Source organism: Bacillus sp. 2CMS4F (assembly GCF_023161785.1).
GTDB classification, from domain to species: Bacteria; Bacillota; Bacilli; order Bacillales; family Bacillaceae; genus Bacillus; species Bacillus halotolerans.
On the sequence record NZ_JALNTO010000002.1, the window covers coordinates 344,264 to 366,909 of the forward strand.

The 22,646-nt window shown below is 44.4% G+C and carries 24 protein-coding genes and 2 other annotated features; of the genes, 22 read left to right on the plus strand and 2 right to left on the minus strand.

Annotated elements, in window-relative coordinates; all coding sequences use genetic code 11:
• The first annotated feature begins 14 nt into the window (after positions 1-14).
• The 3 genes from hemL to cotN all read left to right on the plus strand — a co-directional run bounded on the left by hemL (position 15) and on the right by cotN (position 4,821).
• Positions 15-1,307 carry a glutamate-1-semialdehyde 2,1-aminomutase gene (gene hemL, locus MTN95_RS05150; protein WP_059293481.1) on the plus strand — a complete coding sequence of 431 codons (1,293 nt, stop codon included), beginning with the start codon at positions 15-17 and terminating at the stop codon, positions 1,305-1,307.
• Positions 1,308-1,441: 134 nt separating this feature from the next.
• The gene (locus MTN95_RS21515) at positions 1,442-3,763 is read left to right on the plus strand and encodes a LysM peptidoglycan-binding domain-containing protein (protein ID WP_396022367.1); all 2,322 of its coding nucleotides are present in this window, start codon (positions 1,442-1,444) and stop codon (positions 3,761-3,763) included.
• 32 nt (positions 3,764-3,795) lie between these two features.
• Complete coding sequence (gene cotN / locus MTN95_RS05165) at positions 3,796-4,821, plus strand: spore coat protein CotN (RefSeq protein ID WP_248337256.1); 1,026 nt, start codon at positions 3,796-3,798, stop codon at positions 4,819-4,821.
• 19 nt (positions 4,822-4,840) lie between these two features.
• Here cotN and MTN95_RS05170 read toward each other — a convergent pair whose 3' ends face one another.
• Positions 4,841-5,032 carry a hypothetical protein gene (locus MTN95_RS05170; protein WP_024122364.1) on the minus strand — a complete coding sequence of 64 codons (192 nt, stop codon included), beginning with the start codon at positions 5,030-5,032 and terminating at the stop codon, positions 4,841-4,843.
• A 166-nt stretch (positions 5,033-5,198) separates the two neighbouring features.
• Positions 5,199-5,421, plus strand: a binding site (T-box leader).
• A 59-nt stretch (positions 5,422-5,480) separates the two neighbouring features.
• On the opposite strand from MTN95_RS05170, the gene valS reads away from it, so the two are divergent.
• The 16 genes from valS to rpmA all read left to right on the plus strand — a co-directional run bounded on the left by valS (position 5,481) and on the right by rpmA (position 19,912).
• Positions 5,481-8,123, plus strand: a complete 2,643-nt coding sequence (gene valS / locus MTN95_RS05175; RefSeq protein WP_248337258.1) for a valine--tRNA ligase — start codon at positions 5,481-5,483, stop codon at positions 8,121-8,123.
• Between the two features lie 59 nt (positions 8,124-8,182).
• A complete protein-coding gene (locus tag MTN95_RS05180) occupies positions 8,183-9,475 on the plus strand; it encodes a bifunctional folylpolyglutamate synthase/dihydrofolate synthase (RefSeq protein WP_248337259.1) in 1,293 nt (430 codons plus the stop codon).
• Positions 9,476-9,616: 141 nt separating this feature from the next.
• Positions 9,617-10,363 (plus strand): prepilin peptidase, encoded by a 747-nt coding sequence (locus MTN95_RS05185; RefSeq protein ID WP_105953483.1) that lies wholly within the window; start codon positions 9,617-9,619, stop codon positions 10,361-10,363.
• A 132-nt stretch (positions 10,364-10,495) separates the two neighbouring features.
• Positions 10,496-11,494 carry an SPOR domain-containing protein gene (locus MTN95_RS05190; protein ID WP_105953484.1) on the plus strand — a complete coding sequence of 333 codons (999 nt, stop codon included), beginning with the start codon at positions 10,496-10,498 and terminating at the stop codon, positions 11,492-11,494.
• Positions 11,495-11,644: 150 nt separating this feature from the next.
• Positions 11,645-12,214 (plus strand): Maf family nucleotide pyrophosphatase, encoded by a 570-nt coding sequence (locus tag MTN95_RS05195; protein ID WP_103672517.1) that lies wholly within the window; start codon positions 11,645-11,647, stop codon positions 12,212-12,214.
• A gap of 37 nt (positions 12,215-12,251) precedes the next feature.
• On the plus strand, positions 12,252-12,947 hold the full coding sequence (radC, locus tag MTN95_RS05200; RefSeq protein WP_024122357.1) for a RadC family protein: 696 nt from the start codon (positions 12,252-12,254) through the stop codon (positions 12,945-12,947).
• A 91-nt stretch (positions 12,948-13,038) separates the two neighbouring features.
• A complete protein-coding gene (gene mreB / locus MTN95_RS05205) occupies positions 13,039-14,052 on the plus strand; it encodes a cell shape-determining protein MreB (protein ID WP_010335164.1) in 1,014 nt (337 codons plus the stop codon).
• Positions 14,053-14,082: 30 nt separating this feature from the next.
• On the plus strand, positions 14,083-14,955 hold the full coding sequence (gene mreC / locus MTN95_RS05210) for a rod shape-determining protein MreC (protein WP_010335163.1): 873 nt from the start codon (positions 14,083-14,085) through the stop codon (positions 14,953-14,955).
• On the plus strand, positions 14,952-15,470 hold the full coding sequence (gene mreD / locus MTN95_RS05215) for a rod shape-determining protein MreD (RefSeq protein ID WP_010335162.1): 519 nt from the start codon (positions 14,952-14,954) through the stop codon (positions 15,468-15,470). The genes mreC and mreD overlap by 4 nt, the downstream gene beginning before the upstream one ends.
• A 52-nt stretch (positions 15,471-15,522) precedes the next feature.
• On the plus strand, positions 15,523-16,203 hold the full coding sequence (minC, locus tag MTN95_RS05220) for a septum site-determining protein MinC (protein ID WP_024122354.1): 681 nt from the start codon (positions 15,523-15,525) through the stop codon (positions 16,201-16,203).
• A gap of 1 nt (position 16,204) precedes the next feature.
• A complete protein-coding gene (gene minD / locus MTN95_RS05225; protein WP_227597943.1) occupies positions 16,205-17,011 on the plus strand; it encodes a septum site-determining protein MinD in 807 nt (268 codons plus the stop codon).
• 149 nt (positions 17,012-17,160) lie between these two features.
• Positions 17,161-17,955, plus strand: coding sequence for a M23 family metallopeptidase (locus tag MTN95_RS05230; protein ID WP_248337260.1), 795 nt, complete (start codon positions 17,161-17,163; stop codon positions 17,953-17,955).
• Positions 17,948-18,814, plus strand: a complete 867-nt coding sequence (locus tag MTN95_RS05235) for a M50 family metallopeptidase (protein ID WP_105953485.1) — start codon at positions 17,948-17,950, stop codon at positions 18,812-18,814. Before MTN95_RS05230 ends, MTN95_RS05235 begins: the two co-directional genes overlap by 8 nt.
• A 57-nt stretch (positions 18,815-18,871) precedes the next feature.
• Positions 18,872-18,949 (plus strand) — a sequence feature (ribosomal protein L21 leader region).
• 13 nt (positions 18,950-18,962) lie between these two features.
• Positions 18,963-19,271, plus strand: a complete 309-nt coding sequence (rplU, locus tag MTN95_RS05240; RefSeq protein ID WP_003222620.1) for a 50S ribosomal protein L21 — start codon at positions 18,963-18,965, stop codon at positions 19,269-19,271.
• A 2-nt stretch (positions 19,272-19,273) separates the two neighbouring features.
• Positions 19,274-19,615, plus strand: a complete 342-nt coding sequence (locus tag MTN95_RS05245; RefSeq protein ID WP_024122350.1) for a ribosomal-processing cysteine protease Prp — start codon at positions 19,274-19,276, stop codon at positions 19,613-19,615.
• A 12-nt stretch (positions 19,616-19,627) separates the two neighbouring features.
• Complete coding sequence (gene rpmA / locus MTN95_RS05250; protein ID WP_003222623.1) at positions 19,628-19,912, plus strand: 50S ribosomal protein L27; 285 nt, start codon at positions 19,628-19,630, stop codon at positions 19,910-19,912.
• Between the two features lie 119 nt (positions 19,913-20,031).
• On the opposite strand, the gene MTN95_RS05255 is transcribed toward rpmA, so the two are convergent.
• On the minus strand, positions 20,032-20,154 hold the full coding sequence (locus MTN95_RS05255; protein ID WP_125825434.1) for a hypothetical protein: 123 nt from the start codon (positions 20,152-20,154) through the stop codon (positions 20,032-20,034).
• 77 nt (positions 20,155-20,231) lie between these two features.
• Between MTN95_RS05255 and MTN95_RS05260 the strand changes: the two genes are divergently transcribed.
• Genes MTN95_RS05260 through thrR form a run of 3 tightly spaced genes read left to right on the plus strand, consistent with a single transcriptional unit; the run spans position 20,232 to position 22,629 of the window.
• Positions 20,232-20,810: a sporulation initiation phosphotransferase B gene (locus MTN95_RS05260; RefSeq protein ID WP_095714292.1), complete on the plus strand. Its 579-nt coding sequence runs from the start codon at positions 20,232-20,234 to the stop codon at positions 20,808-20,810.
• A 34-nt stretch (positions 20,811-20,844) separates the two neighbouring features.
• Positions 20,845-22,131, plus strand: coding sequence for a GTPase ObgE (obgE, locus tag MTN95_RS05265; protein ID WP_024122348.1), 1,287 nt, complete (start codon positions 20,845-20,847; stop codon positions 22,129-22,131).
• Positions 22,132-22,185: 54 nt separating this feature from the next.
• Positions 22,186-22,629 (plus strand): transcriptional regulator ThrR, encoded by a 444-nt coding sequence (gene thrR, locus MTN95_RS05270; RefSeq protein WP_010335153.1) that lies wholly within the window; start codon positions 22,186-22,188, stop codon positions 22,627-22,629.
• Positions 22,630-22,646 lie beyond the last annotated feature (17 nt).

Sequence of the window (22,646 nt, forward strand, 5' to 3'; positions counted from 1 at the left end):
AGGAGTTGAGGCAGATGAGAAGCTATGAAAAATCAAAAGCGGCTTTTAAAGAAGCGCAAAAACTCATGCCGGGCGGTGTAAACAGCCCCGTTCGCGCCTTTAAATCGGTAGACATGGACCCGATTTTTATGGAGCGCGGAAAAGGCTCTAAAATCTATGATATTGATGGAAATGAGTATATTGATTACGTCTTGTCATGGGGGCCTTTAATTTTAGGACACACAAATGACCGCGTTGTAGAGAGCCTCAAAAAAGTGGCTGAATACGGGACAAGCTTCGGGGCTCCGACTGAGGTGGAAAATGAATTGGCGAAGCTCGTCATTGACCGAGTGCCGTCAGTAGAAATTGTACGGATGGTCAGCTCGGGAACCGAGGCGACCATGAGCGCGCTTCGTTTGGCAAGAGGATATACAGGCCGCAATAAGATTTTAAAATTTGAGGGTTGCTACCATGGACACGGAGATTCTCTGCTGATTAAAGCGGGTTCAGGAGTGGCAACACTCGGTCTGCCTGACAGCCCGGGCGTACCTGAAGGAATAGCGAAAAACACCATCACCGTTCCGTACAATGATTTAGAAAGTGTAAAGCTTGCATTCCAACAGTTCGGTGAAGATATTGCAGGCGTCATCGTAGAACCGGTTGCCGGAAACATGGGAGTAGTTCCGCCGCAAGAAGGCTTCCTGCAAGGATTGCGTGATATTACTGAACAGTACGGCACGCTGCTGATTTTTGATGAAGTCATGACTGGCTTCCGGGTCGATTATAAATGCGCTCAAGGCTATTTCGGCGTAACGCCTGATCTGACTTGCTTAGGAAAAGTGATCGGGGGCGGACTGCCTGTCGGCGCTTATGGCGGTAAAGCCGAAATTATGGAGCGGATTGCTCCGAGCGGTCCGATTTATCAGGCAGGTACGCTGTCAGGCAACCCGCTTGCGATGACGGCTGGACTCGAAACATTAAAGCAGCTCACGCCTGAATCATACAAGACCTTTATGAAAAAAGGCGACAGGCTGGAAGAAGGCATTTCAAAAGCGGCAGAGGCGCACGGTATTCCGCATACCTTTAACCGCGCAGGTTCAATGATCGGTTTCTTCTTTACAAATGAACCTGTCATCAATTATGAAACAGCCAAAGCATCGGATTTGAAGCTGTTTGCCAAGTATTATAAAGGAATGGCAAACGAAGGTGTGTTCCTTCCGCCGTCTCAATTTGAAGGGCTTTTCCTCTCGACGGCTCATACTGATGAAGATATTGAAAAAACAATTCAGGCAGCTGAGAACGTATTCGCTGAGATCAGCCGCGGATAAGTACGATAAAAACCGGTATCAAGGACATCCTTGTACCGGTTTTTCTATGCTTCCCCATTCATATTTTCTCCATTTCATACATACACCTTTAGTGACATCTAATTTTAAGGATTAGATGAAAGGAGGATATGAACTTGCCGCAAAATCATCGATTGCAATTTTCTGTAGAAGAATCGATCTGTTTCCAAAAAGGACAGGAAGTTTCTGAACTGCTTTCCATTTCATTAGATCCTGATATTAGGGTTCAGGAAGTAAATGATTACGTTTCAATCAGAGGATCGCTTGAACTTACAGGTGAGTACAACATAGATCAGAGCAAAAATACTGAAGAGTTTTATACCGATAAGCGGTTTGTCGAAGAGGTCAGAACGAGAGAGGATGGAACTGCGGAACTGACTCATTGTTTCCCTGTCGATATTACCATCCCGAAAAATAAAGTCAGTCATCTACATGAAGTGTTTGTGTTTATTGATGCATTTGACTATCAACTAACAGACTCGCGCATCCTGACGATCCAGGCTGATTTAGCAATAGAAGGCCTTCTTGATGACACAGCAGACAGGGAGCAAGAGATTCCTCTCTATGAAGCTCCTGATGAAGGTTTTTCTGAGCCGCCAGAGCTATTTGCTTTAGAAGCAGAGGACAGCGAAGAAGATGCGCCAGCCGAGCCGCCGGAGCTTCTAGTCTCGGAAGCAGGGCTTCGTGAAGAGCAGGAAAATGAAGAGGAAGAAGCTGAGCGGTCAGAGCCATTGACTTTGAAATCGGAGGAAAGCAGCGGTATAAAGGCGGAAGAAGCGTCAGTTGAGCCGCCGGAGCTTGTTGTCTCGGAAGCGAGGCTTCGTGAAGAGCAAGCAGATGAAGAGGAAGAAGCTGAGCGATCAGAGCCATTGGCTTTAAAAGCAGGGGACAGCGAAGATATAAAGGCGGAAGAAGCACCAGCTGAGCCGCCAGAGCTTGTTGTCTCGGAAGCGAGGCTTCGTGAAGAACAGGAAAATGAAGAGGAAGAAGCTGAGCGGTCAGAGCCATTGGCTTTAAAAGCAGAGGAAAGCGGCGGTATAAAAGCGGAAGAAGCGCCAGCCGAGTCGCCAGAGCTTGTTGTCTCGGAAGCGAGGCTTCGTGAAGAGCAGGAAAATGAAGAGGAAGAAGCTGAGCGGTCAGAGCCATTGGCTTTAAAAGCAGAGGACAGCGAAGATATAAAAACGGAAGAAGCGCCAGAGCTTGTTGTCTCGGAAGCGGGGCTTCGTGAAAAGCAAGCAGATGAAGAGGAAGAAGCTGAGCGGTCAGGGCCATTGGCTTTAAAAGCAGAGGACAGCGAAGATATAAAGGCGGAAGAAGCGCCAGCCGAGCCGTCAGAGCTTGTTGTCTCGGAAGCGAGGCTTCGTGAAGAGCAGGCGAATGAAGAGAAAGAAACTGTACGATCAGAATCAGCTGCTTTAGAACCAGAGGACAGCAAAGATATAAAAGCAGAAGAAGCGAAGCCGCCGGAGCTCATTCTTTCAGAGGCAGGGCTTCGTGAGGAAGCGGAAACAATAGAAGCAGATTCCCCAAAGGCTATAGAGATCCGCGAAAAAGCAGAGGCGGAAGAAGAGCAGGCTGAACTGTCAGAACCGCTTGTTTCAGCGGCGGAAATATCACCTGCTGTAGAAGCTGAGCTTCAGCAAGAGGCTGAGCGTGGTGAAGAAAAAACAGAAAAACCAGATTCTCCTATTCTTGAGCATGCTCTGCGTCAAGAATCCCAAAAAACAGAATCGGAGCTATCGGATCACATAGAGCCTGCACCTCGACAGGATGCAGAACAACTGGAGGAAGTCCAGGAAACTATACGTGAAGACGTTGTTTCTTTAGAAGGAAGCAGAGAGCAGGAAGAAGCGCCAGCTGCACTTTTAAAGGAAGCAGCAGCAGCTCCAACCCTGCATTTTAATCAAAAGATAAGTGCTGAAGGGGAATCTCAGGAAGAAGAGCTTACGCCGGCCTACCGTACCTTCCTGCCGGAACAAGATTCAGAAGAGCATTCCTTTTATTCAGCGCCTAAGCTGCTGGAGGAAGAAGAGCAGAAGAAAGAAAGCTTTGAAATTGAAGTGAGAAAAACACCTTCACCTGAAGAACCTGAGGAAGAGGCGTCTTTTCATTCTTACCAGCTGCCAGACACTTCCGAACCTGAAAGGAAGGAACAAGATGCTGTTGCTGGAGCTGTTCCTGCTGCTCAAACAAAGGAAACTGAAACAAAGGAAAATCATAATTCTCTTTATTTAACAAAACTCTTTACAAGAGAAGAAGATGAGTTTTCTAGAATGAAAATCTGTATTGTTCAGCAGGAAGATACCATTGAACGTTTATGCGAACGATACGACATTACCTCCCAGCAGCTGATCAGGATGAATTCTTTGGCGCTGGATGATGAATTGAAAGCAGGGCAGATTCTTTATATCCCTCAATACAACAGCAGCCATGCGTAAGCCGTAAGCGATCGGAAAATGTGGTGAATGGAATGGAAGATGTCCAATCGGTTCTTCAGGAATACGGACTGACGGCTCAATTTATTGAGCCAGTCAGTTCTCGTGTGTGGAAAGTGTATTCAGATTATGGGGTATTTGCGCTGAAAAAAATGAAATCGGTTCACGGCAAACATTTTACAGATCAAATGGTGGCAATTGAGGAAAAAGGCTTTCATTCCTTTGTTCCCATATACAGAACAAATGGGGGAGAGTTTTTCTCCGGGGGCGTACAAACTGGAGACTCCTATTACTTAATGCCTTGGCTCCAATTTGACCAAGAGGAAGAGCGGGATCAGAAACATGCCTATCTATTTAGAGAAACAGCCCGCCTTCACGAGAGAACTGCGCAGGAAATCAAGGTCAGGCGTGAAGACATTGAACGCCACTATGAACAAACGAGAAAAAAGTGGGAAAATGAAAAGATCATTTATGAACAGTTTGTAGAAAGAGCTGAGAAAGAATGGTACCTTTCCCCCTTTGAATTGCAGGCTGTAACCTATTATTCAGAAACCATTTCCGCCGTAAACTTTGCGCTTGAGCGGATTAAGGACTGGTATGAAGCGGCAAAAGAAAAAGGCTCCTCAAGGGTTGTCATTACCCACGGCAGCCTGTCTATTCACCATTTTCTGTACAATGATGCAGGGACCGGATACTTTACGAATTTTGAGAGAGCGTCTGTGGGGCCGCCGCATAACGACTTGCTCGGCTTTTACACACGAATGTTCAGCGGTTTTCCAAAAGCTTGTCCGGAGTGTGTCGATTGGTTTTATGCATATACGAAAGCATTTCCTCTGCATGAGGCTGAAATCAGTCTTTTTCTCAGTTACATGGCTTATCCGGCAACGGTGTACAAAGTGCTGAACCGCTATCAGACCGGGAAAAGACGGCGTGAAAAAGATGAATGTACACATTTATTAAAGGCATACTGGCAAATGAAAAATATTGAGCCGTTTGTGATGAAAATCCATCAAATTGAACAAGAGAAAAAATTTCAGGCGGAAAACGAGTCCACGTCTTAATTGGCGCGGACTTGTTTGTTTATATCCATTCCAAATGAAGCGCACAGGCTAACAGAATCAATATTGCGAGCAGCAAGACATCAAAGGTTGTCGGAAAGAAAATGGTTCTGATACCTTGGAAAATCGTAATCGGGATAATCACTTGCGCGGATACAAGCCGAATTTGCCTGACCCACGGCGGCAGGGAATAAGAGCTGAAACGTTTCTTCACGGTGCATCCTCCTCTACGCATTTACAAGCATCATATGTATACTTGGTCAATAGGTGCCTGCCCATCTTGTATAGGAAGCAGTATTTTTGGAAAAGATGATTGACGAATCAAAAACACTTTTACTATAATAAAGAACATAAATAAAGTATATAATGAGCTGATAGATACACCTGCTTAGAACGGGAAGAGTACAAGAAAGACGCATGCAGAGAGAGAAGCCGCTTGCTGAAAGGCTTCTTATGTTGTCTGATTGGAAGGTCGCCCGGGAGCATAATTTCTTGAAAGAAGAGTAGAGAAATTCGGGAAACCCCCGTTATCCGTTGAAGCGCATGAACTGACAAGGTTCATGAAAAAAGGTGGTACCGCGAAAGAGCTTTTTCGTCCTTTTCCCAAGGATGAAGGGCTCTTTTTTCGTTCTCAGCCATTTTAAACATGCTGGAGGGTTATGATGGAAACGAATGAACAAACAATGCCGACGAAATACGATCCGGCTGCGGTTGAAAAAGACCGATATGATTTTTGGCTAAAAGGTAAGTTTTTTGAAGCAGGCAGCGATCAGACAAAAGAGCCGTACTCTGTCGTTATTCCGCCGCCAAACGTAACAGGAAGGCTTCACCTTGGCCACGCTTGGGATACCACGCTGCAAGACATTGTAACAAGAATGAAACGCATGCAGGGTTATGATGTACTGTGGCTTCCTGGTATGGACCACGCCGGTATCGCGACACAGGCTAAAGTTGAAGCGAAACTTCGTGAAGAAGGCACAAGCCGATACGATTTAGGCCGTGAGAAATTCCTTGAAGAAACGTGGAAGTGGAAGGAAGAGTATGCTGACTTCATCCGCAGCCAGTGGGCGAAATTAGGGCTTGGCCTTGATTATTCCCGTGAACGCTTCACGCTTGATGAAGGCTTAAACAGAGCGGTTCGCGAAGTATTCGTCAAACTTTATGAAAAAGGCTTGATCTACAGAGGCGAATACATCATAAATTGGGACCCGGCAACAAAAACAGCTTTATCAGACATTGAGGTCATTTACAAGGATGTTCAAGGCGCGTTTTATCACATGAGCTATCCGCTTGCTGACGGATCAGGTTCAATTGAAATCGCGACGACACGTCCAGAAACGATGCTTGGTGATTCGGCCGTTGCGGTTCACCCTGAAGATGAGCGCTACAAGCACCTTATCGGAAAAACGGTTATTCTGCCTATCACAAATCGTGAAATACCGATTGTCGGCGATGACTATGTTGATATGGAATTTGGTTCAGGTGCAGTGAAAATTACGCCTGCTCATGATCCGAACGACTTCGAGCTTGGCAACCGCCATAACTTAGAGCGTATTCTTGTCATGAATGAAGACGGCACGATGAATGAAAATGCGCTGCAATATCAAGGCATGGATCGCTTTGAATGCCGCAAAAAGCTCGTTAAAGATTTACAAGAGGCAGGCGTTCTCTTCAAAATCGAGGACCATCTGCACTCTGTCGGACATAGTGAACGAAGCGGAGCGGTTGTTGAACCATATCTTTCTACCCAATGGTTTGTGCGCATGCAGCCGCTTGCTGATGCAGCAATTGAATTGCAGGAGAAAGAAGAAAAAGTCAACTTTGTTCCTGACCGCTTCGAAAAAACGTATTTGCATTGGATGGAAAATATCCGCGACTGGTGTATTTCCCGTCAATTATGGTGGGGCCACCGCATTCCTGCCTGGTATCATAAAGAAACAGGCGAGTTATATGTCGGTCTTGAAGCGCCGGAGGACAGCGAAAATTGGGAGCAGGATACAGACGTGCTGGATACATGGTTCAGTTCTGCGCTCTGGCCTTTCTCCACTATGGGCTGGCCTGATTTGACAGCTGAAGACTTTAAACGCTATTATCCGACTGACGTTCTCGTTACAGGCTACGACATCATTTTCTTCTGGGTGTCACGCATGATTTTCCAAGGGATTGAATTTACTGGCGAACGTCCGTTTAAAGATGTTTTAATCCATGGCTTAATCCGTGATGAGCAAGGCAGAAAAATGAGTAAATCTCTTGGCAACGGTGTCGATCCGATGGACGTGATTGACAAGTACGGAGCCGATTCCCTTCGCTATTTCCTGGCGACTGGAAGCTCTCCTGGCCAAGATCTTCGCTTCAGCTATGAAAAAGTGGAATCGACTTGGAATTTTGCCAATAAAATTTGGAACGCTTCTCGTTTCGCGTTAATGAACATGGACGGCATGACATATGAAGAGCTTGATCTTTCAGGTGAGAAATCAGTAGCTGACAAGTGGATTTTGACGCGTTTAAACGAAACGATCGAAAGTGTGACACAGCTAGCTGATAAATATGAATTTGGTGAAGTCGGCCGCCATTTATATAACTTTATTTGGGACGATTTCTGTGATTGGTATATTGAAATGGCGAAGCTTCCTCTATACGGAGAAGACGAAGCGGCTAAGAAAACAACCCGTTCCATCCTTGCTTATGTTCTGGACCAAACGATGCGCCTGCTCCATCCGTTTATGCCATTCTTAACGGAGGAAATTTGGCAGCACCTGCCTCACCAAGGGGAATCCATTACTGTAAGCACATGGCCTGTTGTTGTGCCTGAGCATACAGACACTGAAGCTGCTGCTGACATGAAGCTTCTCGTTGAACTGATCCGTTCTGTGCGTAATATCCGCAGCGAAGTAAACACACCGATGAGCAAGCAAGTTGAACTGTACATTAAAGCGAGCACGGACGAGGTCGCAGCCCGTCTCGAAGCAAACCGTTCTTATGTGGAACGCTTTACAAATCCGAGCGTGCTGAAAATCGGTACAGATATTGAAGCTGTTGATAAAGCAATGACGGCAGTTGTCACAGGAGCAGAGGTCATACTTCCGCTTGAAGGTTTAATTAATATCGAAGAAGAAATCGCCCGTCTGCAAAAAGAATTCGATAAGCTGACGAAAGAAGTCGAGCGTGTCCAAAAGAAACTTGGAAACGAAGGATTTATAAAAAAAGCGCCTGCGCACGTAATTGATGAAGAACGTGAGAAAGAGAAAGATTATGTGGCAAAGCGTGACGCTGTTCAAAAACGAATGGCTGAGCTGAAGGGCTAATGAAAAGCCGAGGCGGTTTCTTGAGAAACCGCCTTGTCTTATAAAAGAGGGGATTATCATTGTTTACTGCATATGAAGAAGCGCGCAGCTGGATTCACAGCCGTCTAAAATTCGGAGTGAAGCCTGGTCTTGATCGAATGAAGCAGCTGATGGCGCGATTGGACCATCCTGAAAAGAAAATCCGCGCGCTCCACGTGGCGGGAACAAACGGCAAAGGATCAACTGTCGCTTTTATCCGTTCTATGCTGCAAGAAGCGGGATACACTGTCGGTACGTTTACATCGCCTTATATCATCACATTTAATGAGCGCATCAGCGTAAACGGCACACCTATTACAGATGAGGAGTGGGTCACACTCGTTAATCAGGTGAAACCGATCGTTGAAGAGCTTGATCAAACTGAACACGGTCAGCCGACAGAATTTGAAATTATGACGGCTTGTGCATTTTTATATTTTGCTGCGCATCATCAGGTCGATTTTGTTATTTTTGAAACAGGTCTGGGCGGAAGGTACGATTCTACTAATGTTGTCGAACCGCTTTTAACCGTCATCACAAGCATCGGACACGACCATATGAACATTTTAGGGAACACCATTGAAGAAATCGCAGGCGAAAAAGCTGGAATTATAAAAGAAGGCATTCCGATCGTGACAGCCGTTACCCAGCCGGAAGCCTTACAGGTAATCCGGCATGAAGCTGAACGAAAATCTGCTCCTTTTCAGTCATTGCATGATACAAGCAGGATTTATAATGAAAAGGCTCTTTCTGCAGGAGAACAGTTTTCTTTAAAAACCGGAGAAACGTGTTATGAAGATATTCGAACATCTCTCATCGGTACGCATCAAAGACAAAATGCGGCATTGTCCATTTTGGCTGCCGAATGGCTTAACAGGGAAAACATTGCTGAAATGAGTGATGCTGCGTTAAGAAGCGGGCTCGTAAAGGCTGCTTGGCCGGGCAGATTAGAGTTGGTTCAGGAACATCCGCCGGTATATTTAGACGGCGCCCATAATGAAGAAGGGATCGATAAGCTGACTGAAACGATGAAGCAGCGTTTCCCGGATTCCGACATTTGTGTGGTGTTCAGTGCGTTAAAGGATAAGCCGTATCATGACATGATTAAGAAACTGGAAACGATCGCGCACTCGATTCATTTTGCTTCTTTTGATTTTCCGCGTGCTTCTCTTGCGAAAGATCTGTATGATGCTAGTGAAATCAGCAGCAAAAGCTGGAATGAAGATCCGGAGCATGTGATCAAATTAATAGAAAGCAAAAAAGGCTCAAATGATATCGTGCTCATTACGGGATCACTTTATTTTATTTCTGACATTCGAAAAAGAATGCTGTAATGACTTTGGCCCGGCAGAATCAATAATAATATTCTGCCGGGATTTTTTCTGTCAAAATCTAAAATTGTTTATTATAGATCAATATGCTTGCTGTGCTACAATCCATAGCATAATCCTAAAGAGAGTAAAGGTGTGTTGTCTATGATTCCGATTCTTTTTGTCCTCGGCCTTATCCTCGGTTCATTTTATTATACGGTTGGATGCCGCATCCCCTTGCACATATCCATCATAAGTCCGCGTTCGGCATGTTCCTTTTGCCGTCGAACCCTAACCCCGACGGAATTAATCCCTGTTTTATCTTTTATTCTGCAAAAAGGCAATTGCAAAAGCTGCGGCCAAAAGCTCTCTCTTATGTACCCGGCGGCAGAGCTCTCGACAGCGTGTTTATTTGCAGCCGCGGGATTTCGTTTCGGTTTGTCTTGGGAACTGATTGTTGCGTTGGTGTTTCTATCTCTTCTAATTATTGTTTCTGTGACAGATATTCACTTTATGCTGATTCCAAATCGCATATTGCTATTCTTTCTTCCCTTTCTGGCAGCTGGCAGAATCATTTCTCCGCTTCTTTCTTGGTATGAAGGCTTTATAGGCGCGGCTGCCGGTTTTCTTTTACTGGCCTTTATTGCCGTCATCACTCATGGAGGAATAGGGGGAGGGGATATTAAATTATTTGCCGTTATCGGCCTTGTGCTTGGTGTAAAAATGCTTGCTGCCGCCTTTTTCTTTTCTGTTCTTATAGGCGCATTGTACGGAGCTGCCGCTGTACTGTTCGGAAGGCTGGCCAGAAAACAGCCGATTCCCTTTGCCCCGGCAATTGCGGCAGGAAGTATTTTCGCTTATTTATACGGTGACTCTATCATTTCCTTTTATGTCAAAACGGCGTTAGGCTGACTGATGAAAAATTTGACGAACGTTTTTTGGACAAGACGACAAAAGTCTTGTTCTTTTTTTTTTCGCCTGTGCTAAAGTGTGTAGCATGAAAAGCCACAAGAACGGTCACACAAATGAAGGGAGGAAGCAGAATTGAAAAAAAGGAAGCAAAAAAAAATCAGTAAAGCGGAAGAAAAAGCCCTCAAGGTGACGATTAATGGAAAAGAAGAAACAGTTTACGAACAAGAGACACCGGAGACAGAGCAAGAAAAAAACATGACGTTTTCAAATTGGGAGGAAAAGAGAAAGGCGGAGCAGGAGGTTGCGGCATCCCATGAACATACTGATGAAGATGAATTCAACTGGGATTCAGACGAGGATAAGGTGTTTAAAGATGACCCCAAAGTTGTACCGCCTTATCAAAAGAAGAAATCGAAGCTCTATTCAAAAGGAAAGTCAGGGTCGGCCAAGCCGGTAAAAAGAGTGGCGGCGACAATTGCCTTTGCGGCGGTTTTAGGCACAGGCTTAGGGCTATTCGCATTGAATATATCAGGCAATAAAGAAGCGTCGGCGCCAGCCTCCTTAGATGATTCTTTAGGCAGCCAGACGGCAAAAGCAGGAGATACATCTGCGGAGAAACAAAGCACCGGCGGAGAAAAACAAGCGGCACAAACGGAAGGTACATATAAAACATATGCAGTTCAAGCAGGAAAGTTTTCCAATGAAAAGGGTGCTGAGACGTTAACTGAACAGCTGACTGAAAAAGGATATTCCGCCGTCTCCCTGTCGAAGGATGACGGGTACACGTATGTCATTGCGGGCCTGGCAAATGATAAGGCGGTATCACAGCAGTTAGGGCAGCTTTTGATCGACAGCGATTTTGAAGCTTGGGGAGGCAAGGAATTATCCTTATCAATAGAGTCGGATATGACAGATTCTTTCAAGAAAACAGCAGAGCTCTCTGCAAAGGCGATCCTCGGAGAAGATATCACAAAAGCAAGTGTTAAAAAAATAGAAAAGTCGCTCGGTGAATCAGAAGCGGCTGAAACGGGAGAGAAAAAAGCAGTTTTGCAGGCGTTAAAGGAATTAGAGGACCCAAGTGCTGAAGCCGGATGGAAGGCTCAGCAGCAGCTTTTAGCCGTAATTAAATAATAGAAAGTGCCTGAGCCTTCGTCCTTAGTGACAGGCTTTTTTTATTTTGTCATGAAAAAGTTATTTTTCTGAAATTGTGGCGAGCCTCATGATTTGGTAGGATAAATGAGTATCTTTTTTTCTTAAGCAAACCCTGAAAGGATGACGAACATGGCTAAGCCGCTTATACTTGCATCACAATCTCCGCGAAGAAAAGAACTCCTCGATCTGCTTCAGATCCCCTACACCATTATTGTCAGTGAAGTAGAGGAAAAATTAATTCGAAACTTTTCACCTGAAGAAAACGTCCAATGGTTGGCAAAACAAAAAGCTAAGGCTGTGGCCGATCTCAATCCGGGCGCAATCGTAATCGGTGCTGATACAATGGTATGTCTTGACGGTGAGTGCCTTGGAAAACCGCAAGATCAAGAAGAAGCCGCTGCAATGCTTCGCAGGCTTTCCGGCCGTAGTCATTCAGTGATAACCGCTGTCAGTATTCAAGCCGCAAATCACAGCGAAACGTTCTATGATAAGACTGAGGTTGTGTTTTGGCCCCTCAGTGAAGAAGATATTTGGACTTATATTGAAACGAAAGAACCGATGGATAAAGCAGGTGCTTACGGCATCCAAGGAAAAGGCGCACTTTTTGTAAAAAAAATAGACGGAGATTATTATTCAGTCGTAGGGCTCCCTATATCAAAAACAATGAGAGTTCTGAAGGATTTTGATGTAGAAGCCTGACGATTTTTATAAACGGGAAGGGAAAGAAAAGGAGGGCTTGATCATACACGATCTGCCATTAAAGCTCAGAGATTTCCCAAAGAAAGAAAAACCTAGAGAACGGCTGCTGAAAGTCGGAGCCGAGAACTTAGCAAACAACGAACTTTTGGCTATTTTATTGCGGACAGGCACAAAGAACGAGTCTGTTATGAACCTTTCAAACAGGCTTCTGCGCTCGTTTGACGGGCTGCGTCTGCTGAAAGAAGCTTCCGTTGAGGAGCTGTCCAGCATCCCGGGAATCGGTCTGGTGAAGGCTGTGCAAATACTGGCAGCAGTTGAACTGGGAAGCCGTATTCATAAATTAGCCAATGAAGAACATTTTGTAATCCGCTCCCCGGAAGACGGCGCAAACCTGGTCATGGAGGATATGCGCTTTTTAACCCAGGAGCATTTTGTCTGTTTATATTTAAATACAAAAAACCAAGTCATCCATAAACGCACTGTTTTTATCGGAAGTCTGAATTCATCTATTGTCCACCCCCGGGAGGTATTTAAAGAAGCGTTCAAACGATCTGCCGCTTCCTTTATTTGTATCCACAATCATCCTTCGGGGGATCCGACGCCGAGCAGGGAAGATATTGAAGTGACAAGACGGCTGTTTGAATGCGGAAACCTGATTGGCATCGAGCTGCTTGACCATTTGGTGATTGGCGACAAAAAATTTGTGAGTTTAAAGGAAAAAGGATATTTGTAACACTTTTTTTTTCGTCGAATTAAGCTATAATAGAGTTTATGAGTTTTTCCCTTTAGGGTATTTTTGCTTTAAGAAAGGAAGATACATACATATGTTTGGAATTGGTACAAGAGACCTTGGTATAGATCTTGGAACTGCGAATACGCTTGTTTTTGTGAAAGGTAAAGGAATTGTTGTGAGAGAGCCGTCAGTCGTTGCTCTGCAAACGGATACGAAATCGATTGTTGCTGTCGGAAATGATGCGAAAAATATGATCGGACGGACTCCTGGAAACGTAGTAGCTCTTCGCCCGATGAAAGACGGCGTTATCGCTGATTATGAAACGACGGCTACCATGATGAAATATTACATCAATCAGGCCATTAAAAATAAAGGCATGTTTGCCAGAAAACCTTATGTGATGGTTTGTGTGCCATCCGGCATTACTGCGGTTGAAGAGCGTGCTGTTATCGATGCGACAAGACAAGCCGGAGCGCGTGACGCGTATCCGATCGAAGAACCGTTTGCTGCGGCTATCGGCGCCAATCTGCCGGTTTGGGAACCGACTGGAAGCATGGTTGTTGATATCGGTGGCGGAACGACAGAAGTTGCGATTATTTCCCTCGGAGGTATTGTAACATCTCAATCCATCCGCGTTGCCGGTGATGAAATGGACGATGCAATTATCAACTACATCAGAAAAACATACAACCTGATGATCGGGGACCGCACTGCTGAAGCGATTAAAATGGATATCGGCTCTGCTGAATCCGCAGAAGAATCCGATAAAATGGAAATCCGCGGCCGTGACTTGCTGACAGGTCTGCCGAAAACGATCGAAATTACTGGAAAAGAAATTTCTAATGCTTTGCGTGACACTGTGTCAACTATTGTAGAGGCAGTGAAAAGCACACTTGAAAAAACACCGCCTGAGCTTGCCGCAGATATCATGGACAGAGGTATTGTGTTAACCGGCGGCGGAGCGCTTCTTCGTAATTTGGACAAAGTCATCAGCGAAGAAACAAAAATGCCGGTCCTTATCGCTGAAGACCCGCTTGATTGTGTAGCGATCGGTACAGGAAAAGCACTGGAGCACATCCATCTTTTCAAAGGAAAAACAAGATAATCGGGAGTTCAATAGAAGAGGTGTAACACGATGCCGAATAAACGGTTAATGCTATTACTTCTGTGTATTATCATATTGGTGGCTATGATTGGATTTTCGCTGAAGGACGGCCGTAATACCACCTGGCCTGAGAAACTGATCGGTGATACGACGGGAGTATTTCAAAACATTTTTCATACGCCTGCCGAATTTTTTGCAGGGATATTTGAGAACATTAGTGATTTAAAAAACACATACGAAGAAAACGAGCGTCTGAGAGAAAAGCTTGACGGACAGACAAAATATGAAGCCAAGCTCCAAGAACTTGAAGACGAAAACAAATCCTTGCGTGACGAACTCGGCCATGTGAAATCAATAAAAGATTACAAGCCGATTTTGGCGACAGTCATTGCCAGAAGTCCTGATAACTGGGCGAAGCAGGTGACTATTAACAAAGGGACTCAGCAAAACGTAGCGAAAGATATGGCTGTAACGAACGAAAAAGGCGCATTAATCGGGAAGATTAAAAGCTCCGGCCTTAATAACTTTACGTCTACGGTCCAGCTTTTAAGCGATACTGACCGGAATAACAGAGTCGCAACAACCATTTCCGGGAAAAAAGGCAGCAAAGGCTACGGTTTAATCGAAGGCTATGATAAAGACAAAAAACGGCTTAAGATGACCATAATCGAACGCAAGGATAAACAAGATGTGAAAAAAGGCGATCTGATCGAAACGTCGGGCACAGGAGGCGTATTTCCAGAAGGGCTGACAATCGGTGAAGTGACTGAGATCGAGTCTGACTCTTATGGATTAACGAAAGTTGCCTATGTAAAACCTGCGGCTGATCTTTCTGATTTAAATAATGTGATCGTTGTTAATCGTGATGTGCCGACTGTCGATACAGAGGAGGAAGGATCGTGAAACGTTTCCTTCTCCCTTTCGTTATGATGTTGGTTTTTTCGGCGGAAAGCATCTTTACTGATCTGGTGCATTTCCCGTTCGTCACGGACGACCAGGTGCTCGTCCCGCGTTTTCTGATGCTTGTGCTGATTTTTATGTCGGCTTTTATCAATCAAAAACACGCGGTGATCTACGGTTTTATTTTCGGCTTTCTATATGATATGAATTATACAAGTCTATTAGGTGTTTATATGTTTGGCTTTGCGGGGCTAAGCTATTTGGCGTCAAAAGCGTTTAAAGTGCTGCACACAAACGCTTTTGTCGTCATCCTGATTGCTGTTCTCGCAGTTTGCCTGCTTGAATTTTATGTATTCGGCATTCAATCACTGATTCACAAAGACATTATGACGTTTAATGGCTTTGTGCTAGACCGGTTTATACCGACAGTTTTATTAAATATGATAAGCGCACTCATCCTGGTTCTCCCATTTAGATTATTTTTTATGAGTCTAAAGAAAGAATTGAGAGATGAGTAAAAAGGATTTTATCTTTTTTTGACGAAATGAGTATGTTGTTGAGGTGAATATTGTGAAGACCAAAAAGCAGCAATATGTAACGATAAAAGGAACAAAGAATGGTTTGACATTGCATCTTGATGATGCATGTTCTTTTGATGAGCTTCTCGATGGTCTTCAGAATATGCTGTCAATTGAACAATATACAGATGGAAAAGGCCAAAAAATCAGCGTTCACATTAAGCTGGGCAATCGCTGCTTATATCAGGAGCAAGAGGAACAGCTGACCGAATTAATTGCGTCAAAGAAAGATTTGTTTGTTCATTCTATTGAGAGTGAAGTCATTACTAAAAAAGAAGCACAGCGTATGAAAGAGGAAGCTGAAATTATTTCTGTTTCAAAAATTGTCCGTTCAGGCCAAGTGCTCGAGGTGAAGGGCGATTTGCTTCTAATCGGAGATGTGAACCCGGGCGGGACAGTCAGAGCCGGCGGAAACATTTTTGTTCTGGGTTCGCTGAAAGGGATTGCCCACGCCGGATTTAACGGAAATAATCATGCGGTCATTGCTGCCTCTGAAATGCTGCCGACACAGTTAAGAATCAATCACGTGTTAAATCGCTCCCCAGACCACATTCAAAAAGGGAACGAAATGGAATGTGCTTATTTAGATACAGACGGAAATATGGTCATTGAACGCCTTCAACATTTGGCTCATTTAAGACCTGATCTAACAAGGCTTGAGGGAGGAATGTGAATTGGGTGAGGCTATCGTAATAACTTCGGGAAAAGGCGGAGTAGGTAAAACAACAACATCTGCTAACCTCGGTACCGCCTTAGCCATTTTAGGGAAGCGTGTATGTTTAGTAGATACTGATATAGGACTGCGCAACCTGGATGTAGTAATGGGTCTTGAAAATAGAATTATTTATGATCTCGTAGACGTTGTAGAGGGCAGATGTAAAATGCATCAGGCGCTCGTAAAGGATAAACGTTTTGATGATTTGCTCTATTTAATGCCCGCTGCTCAAACGAGTGATAAAACGGCTGTTGCTCCTGAACAAATTAAAACTATGGTCCAAGAGCTCAAGCAGGAATTTGATTATGTCATCATAGACTGCCCCGCAGGAATTGAGCAAGGATACAAAAACGCCGTTTCTGGGGCTGACAAGGCGGTAGTGGTCACAACGCCTGAAATTTCAGCTGTGCGAGATGCTGATCGCATTATAGGGCTTTTGGAGCAAGAAGAAAATATTGAACCGCCGCGGCTCGTTGTAAACAGAATCAGAAATCACCTGATGAAAAACGGTGACACGATGGATATCGATGAAATCGTTCAGCATTTGTCGATTGATTTGCTCGGTATCGTTGTCGATGATGATGAAGTCATTAAGGCATCTAACCATGGCGAACCGATTGCAATGGACCCGAAAAACCGCGCTTCCATCGCATATCGCAATATTGCCCGCCGCATTTTAGGCGAATCTGTTCCTTTGCAGGTGCTTGAAGAGCAAAACAAGGGAATGATGGCTAAGATTAAGTCATTTTTCGGAGTAAGATCATAATTTCATAGAATAAAAGAGAAGAATCTGACAAAGCAAATGCTGTGTCAGGTTTTTTTGTTTCTGACTGCTCTGTGCTGAAGGTAAATCGAATAATTGCCGTGGACAAGACATATGATGTACAAACCCAACGAATGCAAAGGATGATGGCAATGAGTCACAGAGCAGATGAAATCAGAAAACGATTAGAGAAAAGAAGGAAACAGGTTTCCGGCTCAAAACGTTTCCCTACTCAGACAGGTTCCGAAAAGCAAAAAACGCCGTCCTGGGTCATGATGTCTGATCAGGAAAAACATGGAACCCTCCCGGTATATGAGGATGGCAATTCGAATTTCAGCGGAAGACACCCTTTGGTGAAAACAGACTCAATTATTCTGAAATGTCTTCTATCGGCCTGCCTTGTTCTTGTTTCTGCTATAGCCTATAAAACAAATAGTGGACCCGTCAGCCAGATCAAGCCGGTCGTTGCACAAACCTTCGAAACAGAATTTCAATTTGCTTCAGCAAGCCATTGGTTTGAAACGAAATTTGGTAGCCCGCTTGCATTTCTCGCTCCTGAAAAGAAAAATAAGGAACAGCAGGTTGAAGTGGGTCAGGATCTCGTCGCACCCGCATCTGGTAAAGTTCAGCAGGATTTTCAGGACAACGGGGAAGGCATTAAAGTCGAAACAAGCAGCGATACAATCGATTGTATAAAAGAAGGCTATGTTGTTGAAGTCAGTAAAGACGGTGAGACGGGGCTGACAGTGAAAGTGCAGCATGCTGACAATACTTACAGCATTTATGGTGAACTGAAAGACGTGGATGTCGCTTTATATGATTTTGTAGATAAAGGCAAAAAGCTCGGTTCGATTAAACTCGATGATCATAACAAAGGGCTCTATTATTTTGCCATGAAAGACGGCGACAAATTTATTGATCCGATTCAGGTGATCTCATTTGAATAAATGGCTTGACCTCATCTTGAAAATTCATGTTCATCCTTTTCTTTGGATTATCATGGCGCTGGGGCTGATTACAGGGCATATGAAAGCATTGCTGTGTTTGCTTGTGATTGTTCTGATCCATGAGCTGGGGCATGCCGCTCTGGCCGTGTTTTTTTCTTGGAGAATCAAGCGTGTTTTTTTGCTACCATTTGGAGGAACAGTTGAAGTGGAAGAGCACGGAAATCGGCCGTTAAAGGAAGAGTTTGCGGTTATTATTGCCGGACCTCTTCAGCACATTTGGCTCCAGCTTGCGGCTTGGATAATTGCAGGCCTCTCAATAATTGATCAGCAGACCTTTGAACTGTTTACATTTTATAATCTAGCTATTTTATTTGTGAATCTGCTGCCGATTTGGCCGCTTGATGGCGGCAAGCTGTTATTTTTAATTTTTTCAAAGCATCTGTCTTTTCAAAAAGCGCACCGGCTGAATCTAAAGACTTCACTTGTGTGCTGCCTGCTTCTCGCATGCTGGGTTTTATTTGCGGTTCCTCTGCAAATCAGCGCATGGGTTTTGTTTGTCTTTCTGGCTGTTTCTTTGTTTGAGGAGTACAGGCAAAGACACTACATCCATGTGAGGTTTCTCCTGGAAAGATATTATGGGAAAAACCGCGAGCTTGAAAAATTGCTACCGCTTACCGTTAATGCTGAGGACAAAGTCTATCATGTCATGGCGGAATTCAAACGAGGCTGCAAGCATCCCATTATTATAGAAAAATCCGGAGAGAAGCTAAGCCAGCTGGATGAGAATGAAGTGCTGCATGCCTACTTTGCTGATAAGCGGACAAATTCCTCCATGGAAGAGCTGCTGCTCCCTTATTAAAATCGATTGACAAACGCCTTGTATTCTGATATATTTTTTAATGTTATGGATGTAGCACCAATGCTACAACCGCTCAGTACAGGTGTTAAGAGTTGTTTTACAGCCCCCTGGTATCTGGCGAGTCTTAGTCTAATAGGAGGTGCAGAGAATGTACGCAATCATTAAAACAGGCGGTAAACAAATTAAAGTTGAAGAAGGCCAAACTGTTTACATCGAGAAACTTGCTGCTGAAGCAGGTGAAACAGTTACTTTTGAAGACGTTTTGTTTGTTGGCGGAGACAATGTGAAAGTCGGCAACCCTACAGTTGAAGGCGCAACAGTAACGGCTAAAGTTGAAAAACAAGGCCGCGCGAAAAAAATCACTGTTTTCAGATACAAAGCAAAGAAAAACGTTCATAAAAAACAAGGTCATCGTCAGCCTTACACTAAAGTGACGATCGAAAAAATCAACGCGTAAGCATGATTCAGGCAACAATCAGAAGGTCCCGTACTGACAAAAGCTTATTGTCTTTTGAAATGACGGGCCACGCCGACTTTGCTGAACATGGACAAGATCTCGTTTGTGCCGGAGTAACAGCCGTTGTGTTTGGATCCGTTAACGCGGTCATCGCGCTGGCGGGCTTCGAGCCGCTTCTTGATATAGGAGAAGATGGGGGTTATTTCTATTTTGAATTCCCTGAATCTCTCGATCCGGAGGCGCGCCAAAAAGCTCAGTTGCTGATTGAAGGCATGATTGTTTCGTTAGAGACAATTGAGCGGGATTATAAAGATCACTTGCGTGTGACCACAAACATAATATAGGAGGTGAGCTACATGCTTAGATTAGATCTTCAGTTTTTCGCTTCTAAAAAAGGAGTAGGTTCTACAAAGAACGGACGTGACTCTGAGGCTAAACGTTTAGGTGCTAAACGTGCTGACGGTCAATTCGTAACAGGCGGTTCTATCCTTTACCGTCAACGCGGAACAAAAATTTACCCAGGTGAAAACGTGGGCCGCGGCGGAGATGACACTCTTTTTGCGAAAATCGACGGAACTGTTAAATTCGAACGTTTCGGCCGTGACCGCAAAAAAGTGAGCGTATATCCTGTAGCTCAATAATGATTCAAAAACTCCGGTCGATGATGACTGGAGTTTTTTTTGCAATATGCGGAGTAAGCATCAAGAATGTTATGCAGAGTATGTGCGAGCAGACCCCGCCAAGAATGAGAACGAATGTCTCAAACCCACTGGATATGTTCCCCAAGCAGTAATACATAAAATGTTCTGCCTGGCTGAAAATCAACCGAAGCCAGAAAAAAGGAACATGATATTTCTGGGAAAAACAATTGTTTTTCTATCAAAGCCTTCTCTGTTATAATTCATAATACACACTTATACAGACTCCTAAATAAGAAATCAAATGATTGGGAGTGCGAAAATGAAGGATGTTTCAAAAAATCAAGAAGAAAATATAAGCGATACGGCTTTAACAAATGAACTGATTCATCTTCTTGGCCATTCCCGGCATGATTGGATGAATAAGCTGCAGCTAATTAAAGGAAACTTAAGCTTGCAGAAGTATGACCGCGTCTTTGAAATCATTGAAGAAATGGTGATAGACGCTAAGCACGAATCAAAGCTCTCAAACCTGAAAACACCGCATTTAGCGTTTGATTTTCTTACGTTTAATTGGAAAGCCCAATGTATGACACTTGAATATGAAGTTCTCGGGGAAATTAAGGATTTGTCAGCTTATGATCAAAAATTGGCGAAACTGATGAGAAAGCTGTTTGATCTGTTTGAACAAGCAGTCACTAGAGGCAGTGAAAATCATTTAACCGTTTCGCTTCAAACCGATCATCCTGACAGACAGCTGATTCTGTACCTTGATTTTCACGGCACTTTTGCCAATATATCTGCCTTTGACGATTTTCGGCAAAATGGATATGAGGACTTTGATATCATGCGTTTTGAGATCACAAGTCACGAATGTCTGATTGAAATTGGGTTGAACTAGCGGAGTTTTTTAACGGTTTAGAACGGAGGACATTATGTTTGTAGATCAGGTGAAAGTGTATGTAAAAGGCGGCGACGGAGGCAACGGGATGGTTGCGTTTCGCCGTGAAAAATATGTGCCGAAAGGCGGCCCTGCCGGCGGCGACGGCGGAAAAGGAGGAGACGTCGTTTTTGAAGTGGACGAAGGTCTCCGTACTCTTATGGATTTTAGATATAAAAAACACTTTAAAGCGATTCGCGGCGAGCATGGCATGTCAAAAAACCAGCATGGACGAAATGCTGATGATATGGTCATTAAAGTTCCGCCTGGCACTGTTGTGACAGACGATGATACAAAACAGGTCATTGCCGATTTAACCGAACATGGACAGCAGGCTGTCATCGCAAGGGGCGGAAGAGGCGGAAGAGGGAACTCACGCTTTGCCACACCGGCGAACCCCGCACCTCAGCTCTCAGAAAACGGTGAACCGGGAAAAGAACGCTATGTTGTTCTTGAATTAAAAGTGCTTGCAGACGTCGGGCTTGTCGGGTTCCCAAGTGTAGGAAAGTCGACTTTGTTGTCCGTCGTTTCATCTGCAAAACCGAAAATTGCGGATTATCATTTTACGACACTTGTTCCGAATCTTGGCATGGTCGAAACAGATGATGGACGGAGCTTCGTTATAGCCGATTTGCCTGGACTGATTGAAGGGGCTCATCAAGGCGTCGGGCTTGGCCACCAATTTTTGCGCCATATTGAGCGGACCCGTGTTATCGTTCATGTCATTGATATGTCCGGCTTGGAAGGCCGCGATCCGTATGAGGATTATGTGACAATTAATCAGGAATTGAGCGAGTACAATTTGCGTCTCACTGAGCGCCCGCAAATTATTGTCGCAAATAAAATGGACATGCCGCAGGCGGCGGAAAATCTTGAAGGGTTTAAAGAAAAGCTGACGGATGATTATCCGGTGTTCCCGGTCAGTGCAGTGACAAGAGAAGGTCTTCGCGAGCTTCTGTATGAAGTTGCCAATCAGCTGGAAAACACTCCGGAATTCCCGCTGTATGACGAGGAAGAGCTTACGCAAAACCGTGTTATGTACACGATGGAGAATGAAGAAGTGCCATTCAGCATTACGCGAGATCCTGACGGAGTCTTTGTGCTTTCAGGAGACAGTCTTGAGCGGTTATTCAAGATGACTGATTTCTCACGTGATGAATCTGTTAAACGATTTGCAAGACAGATGCGGGGAATGGGTGTTGATGAAGCACTCAGAGAACGCGGGGCCAAAGACGGAGACATTATCAGACTTCTTGAATTCGAATTTGAATTTATTGATTAATGATGGGTGAGAGCCTGGATATCAGGCTCTCTATTTTCAAAAGGGGGGATGCAAGTGAAAGAGGAGACGTTTTATCTTGTCCGTGAAGATGTGTTGCCTGATGCGATGAGAAAAACATTGGAAGTCAAAAAACTGCTGGATCGAAAAAAAGCAGAATCAGTGGCAGATGCCGTTCAAAAGGTGGATTTAAGCAGAAGTGCATTTTATAAATACAGAGATGCCGTTTTTCCTTTTTATACAATGGTTAAAGAGCAAATTATCACACTTTTCTTTCATTTAGAGGATCGCTCCGGGGCGTTATCTCAGCTCCTTCAGGCGGTGGCTGACTCTGGAAGCAACGTTCTTTCCATTCACCAGACCATCCCGCTTCAAGGGAGAGCAAACGTAACGCTGTCTATCAGTACATCTGCAATGGAAGAGGATATTCATACATTAATGAACAAGATGAGAAAGTTTGACTTTGTAGAAAAGGTTGAAATATTAGGTTCAGGAGCGTAAGGGGAGAGAATATTGTC